Below are 15,510 nucleotides of genomic sequence, written 5' to 3' on the forward strand. Positions count from 1 at the left end.
AATACAAATAATCACCAATTTATAATCAATACTATCCGAGGCTTAAGCCTTTTTACTCTGTTTTTTTATAAAGTCCTTGATACCTTCTAATGAAAAACATTCATGGACTTTTTTTTCGTCGTTATCAATAACTTTATACAGATATTTATCTGGGCGTCCAATACAACCATCATATCTCAAAATTAACTCCTTATAGCCAAGTTCTTTGAGTTTTTCATAACAGATGTTATGCTCTTTGACATCAATTTTTTGAGTATCAACAGAACACTCAAATTTTGGTTTTTCTTCAGCCTCGACTTGACCAGCTTTCTGATCAAATTTTTCCTCTAGAGCTTTTACCCTTGATTTAAGATCGTTTAACTCTTCTTGCACTTACTTATTTCTCCGGAATTTAATTTCATTTATTTCATTCAATGTAAATAGAGTTTCAGTAAGTGTTTGTGATCTAAATCAACTTTTGTTCTGATCTTTATCACTGGAGTTTAGACTAATTCTCGTTTATCAGAAACTTGCCTCCCTTGAGTAGTCACATTGACTTACTCAACTGAAACCCTTGATAAATAGTCATTACAGCAATTTTTAAGGCACTTGTCTTTAGGCAGTGCTATAACGGAATTGTGTGTACGCAAGACGAGTTGAAGAGTTTGGATAATGCAGCCCTAATCCAAACTCGGCAAAAAAGACAAATATAGCAATTTTATATGCCATGAGGTACAAAGGGCTCCTCCGTTGGTCCCCCTTATCAAGGGGGACTTTGAGGTTGAAAAGTGTACCTCATAAATCCTATAAACGCTATAATCAAATCACCCAAGACTATCTCAAACGCTCTTTGGTGCTTGAGGCATGGGTTTCAATTCCTAATTACTTCAGGACTTACGCACAGACTCCATGGGTAGGGTGGACAAGGTTTTGCCCACCCTACAGGTAGATTTAAATTGAGGGATTTGCGTAAGTCCTATACTTTTTATGAAGTTTCGTTAAATCCCAAAATTTAGTCTAAAGTCCAGTGAATTAAAAATGTCCGTATTTCTTGATTAAAATCTTGATTTTACTGTAGATGCAAAACTCCTGAAAAGACAAATAATCACCAATTTAAAATCAAGATTATCAGAGGCTTAAGCGTTTTTAGGTTGTTTCTCTAAATAGTCTTTGACCCCTTTTAATGTATAAAATTCAGCGACTTTCTTTTCGTCGTTATCAAGAACTTTATACCGATATAGATTTGGGGCTCCAATACAACCATCATTTTCCACAATTAACTCCTTATAGCCAAGTTCTTTGACTTTGTCATAACAGCTGTTATGATCTTTAACATTAATGTTTTTCTGATCAACATTACACTTAAATTTTGGCTTTAGTCCAGCCTCGACTTTATCAGCTATCTGTTTTAGAGTCGATTTAATCTCGTTTAAGTCTTCTGGCACCTACTTATTTCTCCGGAATTTAATTTCATTTATTTCATTCAATGTAAATAGAGTTTCAGTAAGTGCCTGTGATCTGAATCAACTTATGGTCGGATTTTGATCACCGATATCCTATTCAAAAAAAAAACTTTTTACTCTCAATGTAAGCTATAATATTTTTCTTTGAATAGTGAATATAATCTCTTCAAAAAAGGCAAGAGGCAAGAGTTAATCAACTAGCGATGTATTACCACAGTTGACTGTCTACTGTCTACTGTCTACTGCCTGGGGGGGCGCTTGTCGCCCCCCCAGATGCCTGTGTTGTTATGGATAATGCCCAAATTAATGTGGGATAAATGGTAAGAGAAGTGATTGAAGAAGCTGGAGCTAAACTAGTTTATTTACCCCCCTACTCTCCGGAATTTTAACCGATAGAAAATTTTTGCTCAAAAGTTAAAAGTACTTTGAAAAAAATCGGAGCAAGAACCTATAAAGATTTAATTGATGGGATTACCTCCGCAATGCTGAAGGTGACTCAAGAAAATATTCATAACTGGTTTACTCATTGTTGTTACTGTACCTCATGAGTCCTATAAACGCTATATTTAATTAAGGGTCATGTTTGGTGGTTAAACTGTAGATGCAAAACCCCGGAAAAATGATACTGCTGGCGAAACATTTCTTAACATCATGAAAGCATTGATATTCCGTGTAATGGTCGAAAAACATTTTATAGTTTTACAACTTAATCAACGGCAAAATCATTTTTTTGGATGTTAACTTATATTTCGCTAGCAGTATCTAAAATGTCTGTATTCCTTGATTAAACTCTTGATGAAACTGTATATACAAAAGTCCTGTAAATACAAATTACCACCAAGTTTTTATCAAGAAAGCCACAAACTTAAGCTTTTTTATTTTTTTTATCTAAATAGTCCTTAACCCCTTTTAATGTATAAAATTCAGCGACTTTCTTTTCGTCATTATCAAGAACTTTATAGCGATATAGATTTGGGGCTCCAATACAACCATCATTTTCCACAATTAACTCCTTATAGCCAAGTTCTTTGACTTTGTCATAACAGCTGTTATGATCTTTAACATTAATGTTGTTCTGATCAACATTACACTTAAATTTTGGCTTTAGTCCAGCCTCGACTTTATCAGCTATCTGTTTTAGAGTCGATTCAATATCGTTTAAGTCTTCTAGCACCTACTTATTCCTCTGGAATTAATTGGCTTCAGTGTAAATATAGTTTGAGTAATTGTCTGTGATCTAAATCAACTTATGGTCTGATCTTGATCACTGACACCCTATTCAAAAAAAACTTGTTAGTTTAAATTTAATTTATATAACTTAAATTTAAGATTTGAACATAATTCCTTAAAAAAGAGCAAGAGGCAAGAGGTAAGAATTAATCAAGTAGAGATGCATCCCTACTGCCTACTCCCTACTCCCAGAATGAAAGTATCTCACCTAATTGAGAACTGCTATAATGACTTGTCACTAACTTGAAACACCATCAAATGTTGACTCGGTAAATCATTTTTGGTTTCTTGCCAAATTAAATTTACAGCTTCCATTTCTTTTTTAATTTGCTTTTGAGTCATTTTAGGCAAGCCCTTAATAGGAATAAGTGGGTTTTATTTGCGATATTCCACCAGCACGACTCTCCCACTTGGTTTAAGAGCTTTAACAATTGATTCCATCATTTATTGGGGATATTCAAGCTCATGGTAAAGATCTACCATTAAGACTAAATTAATGCTATTTTCAGGAAGTTTAGGGTCAGTTAAACTTCCTAATATTGTTTCGACGTTATTAACATTGTTGTCTTCTGTCAAAAAGTCAATGACGTCGATCATTTCTGGCTGAATGTCTACTGATAATACTTTTACTTCAGGTACCAACGGAGCGATTCTGAAACTAAAATAACCAGTCCCTGCTCCAATATCGGCAACAGTATCTGTAGCTCGTAAATTAAGAGCATCAATAACTACAGAAGGTGGCTCTTGGGATTCCCTGCTAGGGCGTTCCAGCCACAACATTCCCTGATGTCCCATCACTTTAGCAATTTCTCGACCCATATAGAATTTGCCAATGCAATCTTTGCTATGAAAAGAGCGGATTTTATAGACTTCACTAGCATTGATGTTTGATTTTAGTTGCCGAGTATAGGTATAATTCGTTAGTATCAGTACTGGGATGAGTAAGACAGCGATCGCAGCTGCCAACAGATATTTCCTGAAATTTGCCATAAAAAATCGAACCACTGAAACTCCCCGATATAAGCGATGGATGCAGGTAAATTATCAATTAACTATTTACAATTAACAAATTACTAAGGACTAGCAATAGAAAACCCCCGGCGAGTTGGTGGATTTTCTGCTAACTGCACCTTGAAAGTGACGCGATCGCTAATGTCACCACTTTTTACCTCCAATGTCCAATCACCAGGACCCAGAGGCCAAAAGAAGGAATTGGATGAGTTGGTAGTTAGCTTTTCACCATTCAACCACCACTCCACCGACTCAGACTTTAGCCCAGCCACCTTGAACTCTAGCCGTTGAACAGCACTGTTGCTATCTTGATCGGATTCAGTAGGGTAGAGCACATATAAATCCCCCTCCCGAGGAGACAAAATTTTCAGTTTTCCTGGCGCTAGATTTCCTTGGGGTTGTCTTGCTAACCACTCGTTGTATTCATCAGGTAAATTAACGATGTACTGGGGGGATTGCTGGTTAGCTCCAACACTGGTCATTTGATAAAACGTATCGGATTGACGTTCGTAATCCTGGAGGTCGTCTGGATAGAAGTATTCCTGGACAACAGTTGGACAAGCAGGAGTGGGACGCAAACCGGAAAGGGCGCACACTGGACGTTGGACTAAACCGGGAGGAGCTTGAAACGGAGCAGGTTCTTGAGATTGATGCAGGTGTAACATAATCCGATGCCAGAGGGGAGCAGCACCAATCACCCCAGACACTTGTTCCATGGGCTCACCATTAAAATTACCTACCCAAGTGGCAACGGTATAGTTTTTGGTGAATCCCACAGTCCAAGTATCTCGGAAATTAGAAGAGGTGCCAGTTTTAACAGCAGCCGGAAAAGGTAAATTCAGTACTGAATCGACACCAAACCCCTGAGCACGAGCTTGAGGGTCACTCAGTATATCTGTTATTAATGCCCAGGTTGAAAGGGTTGAAAGTTCAAGGTTGGAATGTTTAAGGTTGGAATGTTTAAGGTTATTTGGTTGTTCGCCTTTGGCCTTCGAGTAGGGTACGTTATTGGGTTGAAAGTTGGAATGTTGAAAGTTGGAATGTTGAAGGTTATTTGGTTGTTCGCCTTTGGCGTTCCGGTAGGGTAGGTTGAATAGTGGGCTTTGCATACTTGGGGGATGATCTGACAATTGTTTACTTTTCTGTATTCCCTGTCTTCGTGCTCTTGCCCCTCTTCGATAAACCGACAAATCATCCCTATTTGGCGAGGGGCTAGATAGCGTAGTGACAACGGATGTGGGTTGTCCAAGTCGTGCTAGGGTGAGGTAGGCGCGAGCTAGTTCCCAAAGACTAACTTCGCCACTACCTAGGGTTAATCCTAATCCATAATGTTCTGGAGACTGGGTTAGGTGTTCAAAGCCTAGTTGATGTAAGTGCAACAGAAAGTTTGATACTCCAACTTTTTCCAATACCCTAACTGCTGGGATATTAAGGGAATTGGCTAGAGCAACGCGAATGCGAACTGGTCCGAGGAAAGTTTCGCTGTAATCGGTGGGACTGTAGAGTCTAGCTCCGGGAATGGCGTAATAGGTAGGGATATCAGCTAAGACGGTGTTGGGACGAATAATGCGTTGCTCTAGGGCTAATTGATATAAAAAAGGTTTGAGGGTGGAACCGGGTTGACGTAGGGCTTGGACTCCGTCATTGCGTCCTAATTCAGCTTCGGAAAAGTAATCAGGAGAGCCGACATAGGCGTATACTTCACCGGATTTATTTTCAATGACAATAGCAGCAGCGTGATGGACATTTTTATGGGCAAGGTCGCGAACTACTTGCTGCACTTGGGCTTCAACAAATTCCTGTAGAGGACGGTCGATAGTAGTACGGATTTGGGAGGGATGTTCTGATGGTAATTGGTTGGCAACCAAGAATAAAAAGTGTGGGGCGGCAATTATTCCTTGCTGTCGAGGTAGTAGGGAAATGGCTTCCTCATAGGCTTGGTCTGCTTGAGTAGCGGTGATATAGCCATCCTCTACCATTCGCTTGAGCACATAGATTTGCCGCCGTTTGGCAGCATCCCAGTAATAATAAGGATTGAGATAATTAGGATTATTGGGTAGACCAGCTAATAGGCTGGCTTGAGCAACATTGAGTTCACTGGCGGGCATGCCAAAATAAATCCGAGCAGCAGCTTCTAAGCCATAGATATTGCCACCCATGGGGAGTCGGTTGATATAGGCTGCCAAGATTTCATCTTTACTCATCCCTGCTGCTAATCGCCAGGATAGCCAAATTTCTTGGAATTTGGCAGGTAGAGTGCGGGGGTTGGGTTCGAGCATCCGTGCCAGTTGCATGGTGATGGTGGAGGCACCACTGACAATGCGTTTCGCCTCAATGGCTTCAATTAGCGATCGCATAATTGCCCGCATCTCTAATGCCCCATGGTGATAAAACTCTCCATCTTCTGCGGCGAGAATAGCATGGATAAAGTGCGGGGAAATTTGATCGAGAGGCACAACCGCAGTATGGTCTTGGTCTCGACTGAGGATTGTGCCTAGGGATAAACCATTGCGGTCACGAAATTCTACCGCTAGGTCATCCTGAACTAAATCTTTAGCACGAATGGGAGCAAGATAGGGAAGCGATCGCACCGTGATGCTAAGCAGCGCCAAGCCAAGGGCTAATTTTACAGCGCGCCGATGTTTGGGATTTAGCCTCAACCACATTTTCTGTTTGATGATGTTAATCGAATTTCTCATCAGGGAAACAATCTTGTGTAGCTCATTACTATGAGAACCGTTATAACCGAATGGTTAGAGGAAGGCTGAGGTGGAAGCCTGAGGTGATTAAAGCTTTGCTCAAATGGTTAAATCTAACAAAGCATCGGAGCAATTTTGCTGTATTTTTAAAGAACTGTTAAGAAAACCTTGAATTAAACATGGATTTAAGAGTACAATTGGCGGAATCCTTGGATGAGACAACCTGGGACTTACTGATTCCTCATGTTAAACGAGATGCAGTACTGGTGGTGAATGAGGGACTGGATTTGTTGGATGTTGGGGTAGCGATCGCAAACGATGATGTGCTATCTGTCCAACATTGGATCAGTGAGCAGCTAATGCACAAGCCTTTGCTTGAGCAACTCTCTAATTGGAACAGCAACCAGAACAAGCGGTTTCAGGCTCTGATTGTACAACCCTACGTACTGGTGCAAGAACTTTCAACAGACTTCACTTGATTAACCTTTTCGAGGCTTGCCCTAATTCAGCCCCTGTCTGACCTGTCATCAACCAAAACAAAGCCCTAGCCCCATCTCGCAAAGCTTTATCAAGGGGTTCAGGAGACTTTTCGGAAGGAACAGGTAACGGCTTGAGAACAATTCCTCTACTGCCAAGAACGATATCACCAATCAAGCGAGCACGGCGCATATGATAGTCAGAAGTAATCAAATAGACACTATCGATGTCCTGAGCTTCTAACTGATCCACTAACGTGGTAAAGTTAGTCACCGTATCTACCGCTTTGTAGTCTAGGTGGAGGCGACTGACCTCAATTCCTTCCCGGGTAAATAACCGTTGAGCATATCCCTTCGGGCTGCCGGAAGATACCCAAATTTGGAGGTCTGGGTGCTTTATGGCAAATTTGGCAGCATATCTCTCCCGCGCTTCAGATCCCCCTAAAACTAAGGCAACTTTTGGTTGCACTAAATAGCTTTCAATCCTTTTGTAACCAAACATCAGAGTAAGTGCTAAAACGAGTGTCACCCATGGTATTAATTTAGCTTTATAGTTAGGGGCTGATGAGTGGGAGTGAATCCTGAAAATCATAACTCGAATAGATGTCGAATAGATAGATGGCGTTGTTTAACTCAAAGCGCAAGTTCGCAGCTTTGTTCAGGGATTAGTCATTACTTGTTAATTGTTGATTGTTACTTGCTACTTTTTACTTGCTACTTGTTACTTGCTACTTTTTACTTGCTACTTGTTACTTGTTGATTGTTAATTGCTACTTGTTACTTGTTACTTGTTAATCAACAAAAACCAAAAAATTGAGAAAGATTTAGCAATCAAGCTTAGTCTTGCTCCTTGACCGGAAAAACTGATGAAGGAATTGTCAACGCTAGTTGATAGAGTTGACGTCGGGGGAGTTGAGTTAGCTGAGCTAATTGACGACTCGCTTGCGATCGCGATACTCCCTGAGCCATAATCTCTATCAATTGAGCTTCTAATTCAGCTTTTGATAACATAGGCTTTTCCTGGGAAGCTCCACCAATTACTAGGGTAAACTCTCCCTTGGGTTCTAGCTTAGTAAAATGAGCGATCGCATCCCCAATAGTTCCCCGCCAAAACTCCTCATGGAGTTTAGTTAATTCCCTAGCCAATACAATCCTACGGTTTTCTCCCAAACAGCTTGCCAAATCTCGCAAGGTATTAAGCACGCGGTGAGGCCCTTCATATAAAATCAACGTTCTTGGTTCCCCCTTGAGAGAGTCTAAACGTTTTTTTCGACTTTGACCCTTGGTGGGTAAAAAGCCTTCAAACACAAATCGGTCTGTCGGTAGTCCCGCAGCACTTAATGCCGTAATTCCAGCAGTAGCACCTGGTATTGGCACTACCGATATCCCTTCCTCAATAACAGCCTTCACTAATTTATAGCCAGGGTCAGAAATGCCTGGCATCCCAGCATCCGTCACCAACGCAATCGTATTTCCTTGACCGAGCCGATTCAACAACTCGGGTAAACGCTGGTCGTGATTGTGTTTGTGGTAACTCACTTGCGGCGTTTTAATTTGAAAATGCTGCAATAGCTTCCCGGTATGGCGCGTATCTTCCGCAGCAATCAAATCCACCGATTGCAGAATTTCCACTGCCCGAAACGTCATATCCTGCAAATTACCAATTGGTGTTCCCACCACATAAAGCATTCCCACTTGTCTTCTTCGCCATCCCTTACGTCTTTGCGGTTAATCAACAAATCACGGGCTCCTACCCCAACAGATGAAACAAGTCAGCCAGAATGGTATTGGAGAACAAAAACCCTTCCGGGTCAGTTAATCTCAACCGTCCCGCCATTGGTAACCTCTGACCATAGGTTAAATTAACCCTTTCGCCATTATCTCCCACAACCTCTACCCAGTTACAACCGTAGTATTGCAGCAAAGCCGTCCAAATCTGTTCCAGAATTTTTTCCCCAAACCTCTGAGCTAGCATAGACAGACTCAACCCCTCTGCCAAGCGTAGACCTAGCATTAGGGTTTCTAACAACACATCCTCTGAAGTTGTGGGTGAGCCATCCGAAACCCCACCTGCTTGTACCAACTGTTCCACCCAAGCATAATACTCCCGCCTCGTGCGTGGTCTAGTGAACCGATATCCTTGAGTATAGCTAGCCGCACCCATGCCAAAACCGTAATAAGGGCGGTTTTCCCAATACACCCGATTGTGACGGCATTGATGACCAGGCAAGGCATAGTTAGAAATTTCATAATGTTCGTACCCCACACTAGTAAACAACTGCTGTGCTAAGCGGTACATCACGGCAGTGGTTTCATCAGTCGGTAAAGGCTTAGTTCCAGAGGTGTACTGGCGGCCAAAGGCAGTGACAGGCTCAAGGACTAGGTCATAGCTGGAAATGTGGGTAGGGGCAATCTTGACCGTTATTTCCAGAGACTTTTGCCATTGTTCTAAGGTTTGATCCGGTAGACCAGAGATTAAATCAAGACTAAATTCGGGAACCTCTACTTGATGGATCAGTTCGATAGCAGTGACTATATCTTTAGAGTCATGGGTACGGCCACAATTGCTCAATAATTTATCTTGAAATGCCTGAACGCCTAAGCTGACTCGATTGACCCCCAAATCTCGGTATCCCCTTAACTGATCCTTGGTGAAGGTTCCTGGATCCATCTCCATGGAAATCTCCGCATCAGCTGCAATTCCAAAGCGCCTGTCTAAGGTGTCTAGGATTTTTGCTAGTTGTTCAACTGCCAGCAGGGAGGGTGTTCCACCTCCAAAGAAAACTGTGTCTAAACTGCTTGTGGTCGGTGGAGTGATATTAATTTCCTGACATAACACCTCGACATACTGGTCAATCATGCTAGAGGTACCCTGTGTGGCGTTATCCCCTACCACAGAGACTGGAAAATCACAGTAATAGCATCGACGTCGGCAAAAGGGAATATGAACATAGGCGGCACTGACTCTTAAAGAATCGCAATCTTTCTCAGAATTATGTAATAAATTGACCACTGGCTTTTTACGGTAATACTTCAATCAGGTAAGCCAATCCGACCGTTGGGATGAACAGTTATTAATTAAATAAATTTTTTATTAGTTTTGTGATCATCTTTTGGCTAACCTCAATCTTCTCCGGAGCGAGATTCGCCCCTTAAGAAGAGTCAACAGTAGGAAACCTGTAACTCCCTTGAGCAGATAACTCCAGCGAATAGAATTGCCCAAGCTATCCCTCGGTTAGCCTAGGCAATTCAACGGTTTAATGAAGCTAAGTCGGATCAGAGAATACAGCGATGTAAACGATATACTAAATATAGTTGTTGACTATCAGGTTTACGACAGTTTATGCCATCGTTTAAAAAGTTTTCCTAAAAAAACAACTACAAAACCAATTGGAAAGGAAGGATGCTTGACTTCGTCATTATACTTTTATTTATCATAGCAGCAGCAAGCATAGGCTTCGACAGTGTGGAATTGCTACCCGGTCATGTGCAAGATCAAGTCAGCAATTTGACCGCTTTACGCTCGACTACTGCATGTTTTGGTGCCATTATCGGACTAGCACTAGGGTTAATGGCCCAAGTAACTTACCGTCGGGTAGAAGCCCAAGTGCGAAAAATGCCGATTGAGGTAATTTTGACCAGGGCTATTGGTCTTATCCTGGGACTGCTGTTAGCTAATTTGATGCTAGCGCCAATTTTCTTACTCCCCATCCCTTCGGAATTTTCCTTCATCAAACCCCTGACTGCCATTTTAGGAAGTGTGATGTTTTCGTTCTTGGGGGTTAGTCTAGCCGATACCCATGGTCGCACCTTCTTGCAGCTAATCAATCCTAATAGCTTGGAATCAGTTTTAGTGGCAGAAGGCACCCTCAAACCAGCCTCGAGTAAAGTTTTAGATACTAGCTGTATCATTGATGGTCGGATCGAAGCACTGCTTGAGACGGGTTTTATCGAAGGCCAAATTCTGGTTTCCCAGTTTGTCTTACTAGAATTGCAGCAACTTGCCGATGCTGCCAATGATCAGAAGCGCACTCGGGGACGGCGGGGGCTAGATATCCTAAATCGGATGCAAGCTGTTTACCCAGAACGCTTGGTGATCCATTCCGCTGATTACGATGACCTACAAACTGTAGATACCAAATTGGTACGTTTTGCCCAGGAAATTAATGGCACTCTTTTAACTAATGATTACAACTTGAGTAAAGTGGCTAAGCTCCAAAAGGTGCCAGTGTTGAATGTCAATGATTTAGCCCAAGCCGTGCGTCCTCTGTATCTACCGGGTGACATCCTAGAGCTGAAAATCCTTAAGGGCGGTAAAGAACCTACCCAGGGAGTTGGTTATCTAGATGATGGGACAATGGTAGTGGTAGAAGAAGGGTATAAACACATGGGTGTTGAACTGCCAGTCATTGTTACCTCAGCCTTGCAGACCTCAGCAGGTAGGATGATTTTTGCTCGACCTCAAGCTTCGGTGACGGTTTGATATTGGTGTTTTATAGGTTGTTCGCGTAGCGTGGCCAATAGGCCAAGGTTGAAGGTTGAATGTTGAATGTTATCAATCCAGGTTTCAATTGTTAACGCTCTAATCTTCAACCTTGGCCTTTTGGCCTTTAGGCCACGCTACGCGAACGGCCACGCTACGGGAACAACCGTCTAACCCTCTAACCGTCTAACCCTCTAACCGTCTAACCCTCTAACCTTCAACCTCCTAACCGTCTAACCCTCTAACCGTCTAACCCTCTAACCGTCTAACCCTCTAACCTTCAACCTCCTAACCTTCAACCTCCTAACCTCCTAACCATCAACCTCCTAACCATCAACCTCCTAACCTTCTAACCTAATGACTGATGCTATGCTTAGCCTATGCATGATTGTTAAAGATGAAGAAGAATCTTTACCACAATGTTTGAATAGTGTCAAGGATGTAGTGGATGAGATGGTCGTCCTAGACACAGGTTCAACGGATCGGACGATTGAGGTGGCGCAAAGCTATGGCGCTAAAGTTGAACAGTTTGAATGGTGCAATGATTTTGCAGCTGCTCGCAATCAGGCGTTGAAGTATGTGCAAGGGGAATGGGTGCTGGTGTTGGATGCTGATGAAGTGTTGAAACCGGAAGTTGTACCGGAAATCAAGCAGGCTATCCAAAATAGTTCCTATCTAGTTATTAATCTAGTCCGGCAAGAAGTGGGTGCTACTCAATCTCCCTATTCTCTGGTGTCCCGTTTATTTCGCTATCACCCAGATATTCGCTTTTCTCGCCCCTATCATGCTATGGTTGATGATACTGTAGCGCAAGTGTTACAACGAGAACCCCAATGGCAGGTGGTGTCTCTATCCCAGGTGGGAATCTTACACTACGGTTATAGCCGTGATGCGATCGCATCACGCAATAAGTTGACTAGAGCCCTTACGGCGATGGAAGGCTATCTGGCTAGTCATCCGTTTGATGCTTATGTGTGTAGTAAACTCGGGGCGCTTTATATTCAAAATAATCAAGTAGACCAGGGTGTGGAGTTACTCAAGCGTGGTTTAACTAGCACTAAGCTAGAGCCAGCGGTATTATTTGAACTGCACTACCATCTGGGGAATGCTTATACTCGCCAAGGAGAGCTTAATTCAGGAGCAATACATTATCAACAGGCGATTCAACAACCGATTTTGCCCCAGTTGAAATTAGGAGCTTACAATAACTTGGGCAGTTTGTTGTTACAAGCAGGGGAGTTGAATCACGCCAAAACTGCTTATGAAATGGCTGTGAAGATAGACCCAAGTTTTGCCCTTGGACATAATAATCTGGGCATGACTTGGAAGGCTTTGGGTCAGATGGAAAATGCGATCGCATCCTATCAGCAAGCGATTCAACTCAACCCAGAGTATGGAGAGGCTTATCAAAACTTGGGAGTGGTTTGGCTGAAATTGGGCAAGGTTGATCAGAGTTTATCGGCATTTAAAAAAGCGATCGCACTTCACGAAACCCATAACCCGGCTGAAGCTCAGCGTCTTCGTCAGGGACTTTACGCTATGGGATTTCAGGTTTAATTTTATTAAGTATTAGGGAACAGGGAACAGCGGATCACCGGAACAGGGAACAGAGAAGTCGGAAGTGGGAAGAGGGAAAAAATCCTGTTTAGCTCATAGTTATGAAAAATGCTGTATAAGCCTGTCTTCATTTAAATGGGCTCCCTTTAACCTTTAAGTCTCTTCAAAAACTACTCCCTACTCCCTATTTTAAGATTTAACTTAGCTTACTAGTTACTGAAGAAGCCGTAATCGTTAATTTCACTTTTAAGGCATCCCTTAGAATTAAAATAAACCAACTTTCAAGAGTTATAGCACTACGCGCATACATTAGGACATTTTTTGAACGCTGCATCTACACATTCTCGTACAGTATCAAATTCAATAATTCTTTGTTTCATCCATGTTTTTAAAACAGCCCACCAATTCTCTATTTTATTCAAATCTGGTGAATAAGCTGGTAAATCCCAAATTTCGCATCCGGCTTCTTCAACAATTTCTCTGATATATTCTCCTTTCTGAAAACTGGCATTGTCAATAATAAGAATATCTCCTGAATCTAAGTTAGGTATTAAACAGTGTATTAACCAATTTTCAAATAAATTTCTATTACATGAACCCTCAAAAGTTAAAGGAGCCAATAATTGGTTCTCTTTTAAGGCAGATAGCCAACTCACTCTTTCTGTTCTTTTTCCCGACTTCAGAGCATAACATCTTTGTCCTTTAAGACTATAGCCATAGGGGTAATCCTCTCTATTATCGAATCCAGCTTCATCTACATAAACTTTTCTGGTGTTTTCTATTTCCTCCAGCTTTTTGATAAATTCTTCTCTTTTATGCTCATCTCGTTCTCGGTAACCCTAAGTTTTTTTTTGCGCGTAAACCCCAGTTTTTTGATGGCATAACTAACATTTTGTTGTGTCACGTTATTTCCCCAAATTTCAGCCATCTGTTTTTGGGTTTTGTCACTATGTTCTTCGACAAATTTTCGAAATTTTTCTAGGTCGGTAATTTTGGGGACAGTTCCTACTCCTACAGGTTGACTAGCTTGATAGTCTCCTGTTTCTCTTTCTTTTTTTAGCCAGAGGTCAAAGGTATTTCTACTAATTTTAAAAAAACGGCTTACCTCTATTTTTTTTTTCCTCGTTTAACGGCTTCGATCGCTTTTGAACGCAAATCGTAACTATAGGGTGCAGGCATACTATTTACCTAACGGGGGGACAGAGCGGGTATAGCCATTGTGTAGCAAGGGATACAGCAGATGAAGGAAAAAAAAGATAGGTCAAATATAGTCATGCTGACCTATCTAGCAAAAATGATAGCGTGCGCCATACCAGAAAATCCTACAAAATAAGCTGCATCACACCAGGTATTTGTTACTAATCTTAGTCGTTGCCAGCCTACAATTGCTCAGACAGGTCAAACTAGAAGTGTTAGCTGAAGCGCTGCCGTTACCTATTTTATTTGAAAGTCGCCCTTCAGAAATTACGTCGGTTTTTGCGCATCAAACAGTTCAATATTGTTTCAATCTGGTTTCCCTGCGTAAGTGCTCTGGTAGAAGAGATGTTTAACCCGAACGATAGGATATATTTAGCGTATGACCGTACCAGTTGGGGGGTGATTAATATCTTGATGGGAACGCGTGATCTATGATCATCGTGCCTGGCCGATTTACACCGGAGTTGTTGGATAAAAAAGGCAGCAGTAACTTTGATGAGCAAACGGCTGTTTTGGCGCTTAAGTCTTGGGTTACTCTCCAACAAAGCGCGTAGTGGTGTTAGGAGACCGGGAATTTTGTTCACCCAAACTGGGCAACTGGCTGAGCTTCGAGGGTGCATACTTTTGTTTGAGACAGAAAAATAATACCCTTGTTTGGCAGGATACTGAGGTGGCTCGGGAGTTGAAAGACTATGGAGTTAAACCAGGAGTAAAACTATTTATTAATGACTGCCATGTGACGAAACAAAAAGGATTTGGGACGTTTAATATAGCCTGTAAGTGGAAGCGGACTTACCAGGGATTTAAGACGAAAGAACCCTGGTATATTTTGACTAACTTTGATGATGTTGAACCGGCTATTGTAGCTTACCAAAGACGATTCTCAATAGAGGAAGCGATGCAGCGCGGTCTTGGGGGTTTCCCCCGGAGACAAAACCTTAGATAGTGGAGCCTTTATAGTTAGCAGGTTATGCAGAAAAGGGTTAAATATTTTTTAATAAGGCTCCACTATCTTACGGTAAATTCAAACCACTCGCTATTGCATCAAGACAATGTTTCGAGATTTCAAGTCGGGAGGCTATAGTCTTGAAGGGTCGTTGGCTGAGTGGTGAGTATCTATCAAAACTGATGATTATTGTGGCGATTGCCTATACCAGTGCGATTCTCCAAGGGCGACACATTAAGCGAATGGGAATTCAAAAATATGTGGTCAGACCAGAAACCCAATCAAGTGGACAACGGCAACATAGCGGTGCGACCCAAGGGCGATTTACTCGCCCATTGGAAAGCGCACCGTCCGCTTTTTATGTTGGCCTACATCAGCATTCGTGGCTTTTCTTAAGGGGATTATGCCAAAAAATAGTGGACGAAATGCATGGAAATTAACCGTCGTTGGCTCAATTATTACAAGAAGG

General features: G+C 41.9%; 13 protein-coding genes and 2 pseudogenes. 6 read left to right on the top strand and 9 right to left on the bottom strand.

All coding sequences use genetic code 11. The features are described from left to right. Positions 1-42: 42 nt before the first annotated feature. Together F6K51_RS17170 and F6K51_RS17175 are read right to left on the bottom strand one after the other, a co-directional pair. Entirely contained in the window at positions 43-372 is a 330-nt protein-coding gene (locus tag F6K51_RS17170) for a hypothetical protein (RefSeq protein WP_293022048.1), read from the bottom strand. A 743-nt stretch (positions 373-1,115) separates the two neighbouring features. Next, positions 1,116-1,424 carry a hypothetical protein gene (locus F6K51_RS17175; RefSeq protein WP_293022050.1) on the bottom strand — a complete coding sequence of 103 codons (309 nt, stop codon included), beginning with the start codon at positions 1,422-1,424 and terminating at the stop codon, positions 1,116-1,118. Positions 1,425-1,720: 296 nt separating this feature from the next. Here F6K51_RS17175 and F6K51_RS17180 point away from each other — a divergent pair. Next, positions 1,721-1,990 (top strand): annotated as a pseudogene (locus F6K51_RS17180) (transposase); the annotation flags it as partial. Between the two features lie 317 nt (positions 1,991-2,307). Here F6K51_RS17180 and F6K51_RS17185 read toward each other — a convergent pair. From F6K51_RS17185 to F6K51_RS17195, 3 genes are all read right to left on the bottom strand, one after another. Further along, a complete protein-coding gene (locus F6K51_RS17185; RefSeq protein WP_293022052.1) occupies positions 2,308-2,616 on the bottom strand; it encodes a hypothetical protein in 309 nt (102 codons plus the stop codon). Positions 2,617-3,116: 500 nt separating this feature from the next. Next, positions 3,117-3,662, bottom strand: a complete 546-nt coding sequence (locus tag F6K51_RS17190) for a class I SAM-dependent methyltransferase (RefSeq protein WP_365939974.1) — start codon at positions 3,660-3,662, stop codon at positions 3,117-3,119. Between the two features lie 83 nt (positions 3,663-3,745). Then, complete coding sequence (locus F6K51_RS17195) at positions 3,746-6,349, bottom strand: transglycosylase domain-containing protein (RefSeq protein ID WP_293022111.1); 2,604 nt, start codon at positions 6,347-6,349, stop codon at positions 3,746-3,748. 212 nt (positions 6,350-6,561) lie between these two features. Between F6K51_RS17195 and F6K51_RS17200 the strand changes: the two genes are divergently transcribed. Then, positions 6,562-6,861: a DUF2288 domain-containing protein gene (locus F6K51_RS17200; RefSeq protein ID WP_075904108.1), complete on the top strand. Its 300-nt coding sequence runs from the start codon at positions 6,562-6,564 to the stop codon at positions 6,859-6,861. On the opposite strand, the gene F6K51_RS17205 is transcribed toward F6K51_RS17200, so the two are convergent. From F6K51_RS17205 to hemW, 3 genes are all read right to left on the bottom strand, one after another. Beyond that, entirely contained in the window at positions 6,854-7,327 is a 474-nt protein-coding gene (locus F6K51_RS17205; protein WP_364304031.1) for a YdcF family protein, read from the bottom strand. The genes F6K51_RS17200 and F6K51_RS17205 overlap by 8 nt on opposite strands. A 368-nt stretch (positions 7,328-7,695) precedes the next feature. Further along, complete coding sequence (gene rsmI / locus F6K51_RS17210) at positions 7,696-8,547, bottom strand: 16S rRNA (cytidine(1402)-2'-O)-methyltransferase (RefSeq protein WP_293022113.1); 852 nt, start codon at positions 8,545-8,547, stop codon at positions 7,696-7,698. A 61-nt stretch (positions 8,548-8,608) separates the two neighbouring features. Further along, complete coding sequence (hemW, locus tag F6K51_RS17215) at positions 8,609-9,871, bottom strand: radical SAM family heme chaperone HemW (protein WP_293022058.1); 1,263 nt, start codon at positions 9,869-9,871, stop codon at positions 8,609-8,611. Between the two features lie 390 nt (positions 9,872-10,261). On the opposite strand from hemW, the gene F6K51_RS17220 reads away from it, so the two are divergent. After that, on the top strand, positions 10,262-11,341 hold the full coding sequence (locus F6K51_RS17220) for a PIN/TRAM domain-containing protein (protein ID WP_293022060.1): 1,080 nt from the start codon (positions 10,262-10,264) through the stop codon (positions 11,339-11,341). A gap of 357 nt (positions 11,342-11,698) precedes the next feature. Next, the gene (locus F6K51_RS17225; protein ID WP_365939975.1) at positions 11,699-12,898 is read left to right on the top strand and encodes a tetratricopeptide repeat protein; all 1,200 of its coding nucleotides are present in this window, start codon (positions 11,699-11,701) and stop codon (positions 12,896-12,898) included. 296 nt (positions 12,899-13,194) lie between these two features. Here F6K51_RS17225 and F6K51_RS17230 read toward each other — a convergent pair. Beyond that, positions 13,195-14,077, bottom strand: a pseudogene (locus F6K51_RS17230) (IS630 family transposase). A 544-nt stretch (positions 14,078-14,621) separates the two neighbouring features. Here F6K51_RS17230 and F6K51_RS17235 point away from each other — a divergent pair. Continuing rightward, positions 14,622-15,041: a transposase gene (locus F6K51_RS17235; RefSeq protein WP_293022062.1), complete on the top strand. Its 420-nt coding sequence runs from the start codon at positions 14,622-14,624 to the stop codon at positions 15,039-15,041. A gap of 140 nt (positions 15,042-15,181) precedes the next feature. Next, on the top strand, positions 15,182-15,481 hold the full coding sequence (locus F6K51_RS17240) for a hypothetical protein (RefSeq protein ID WP_293022064.1): 300 nt from the start codon (positions 15,182-15,184) through the stop codon (positions 15,479-15,481). Positions 15,482-15,510: the final 29 nt, after the last annotated feature.

The sequence above is a fragment of the Moorena sp. SIO3I8 genome (genome assembly GCF_010692325.1).
Taxonomy (GTDB): domain Bacteria; phylum Cyanobacteriota; class Cyanobacteriia; order Cyanobacteriales; family Coleofasciculaceae; genus Moorena.

Excerpts from the sequence above, each read along its gene's own strand:
- F6K51_RS17190 (WP_365939974.1), bottom strand. The coding sequence starts at position 3,662 with ATGGCAAATTTCAGGAAATATCTGTTGGCAGCTGCGATCGCTGTCTTA.
- F6K51_RS17195 (WP_293022111.1), bottom strand. The coding sequence starts at position 6,349 with ATGTGGTTGAGGCTAAATCCCAAACATCGGCGCGCTGTAAAATTAGCC.
- F6K51_RS17200 (WP_075904108.1), top strand. The coding sequence starts at position 6,562 with ATGGATTTAAGAGTACAATTGGCGGAATCCTTGGATGAGACAACCTGG.
- rsmI (WP_293022113.1), bottom strand. The coding sequence starts at position 8,547 with ATGCTTTATGTGGTGGGAACACCAATTGGTAATTTGCAGGATATGACG.
- F6K51_RS17220 (WP_293022060.1), top strand. The coding sequence starts at position 10,262 with ATGCTTGACTTCGTCATTATACTTTTATTTATCATAGCAGCAGCAAGC.
- F6K51_RS17225 (WP_365939975.1), top strand. The coding sequence starts at position 11,699 with ATGACTGATGCTATGCTTAGCCTATGCATGATTGTTAAAGATGAAGAA.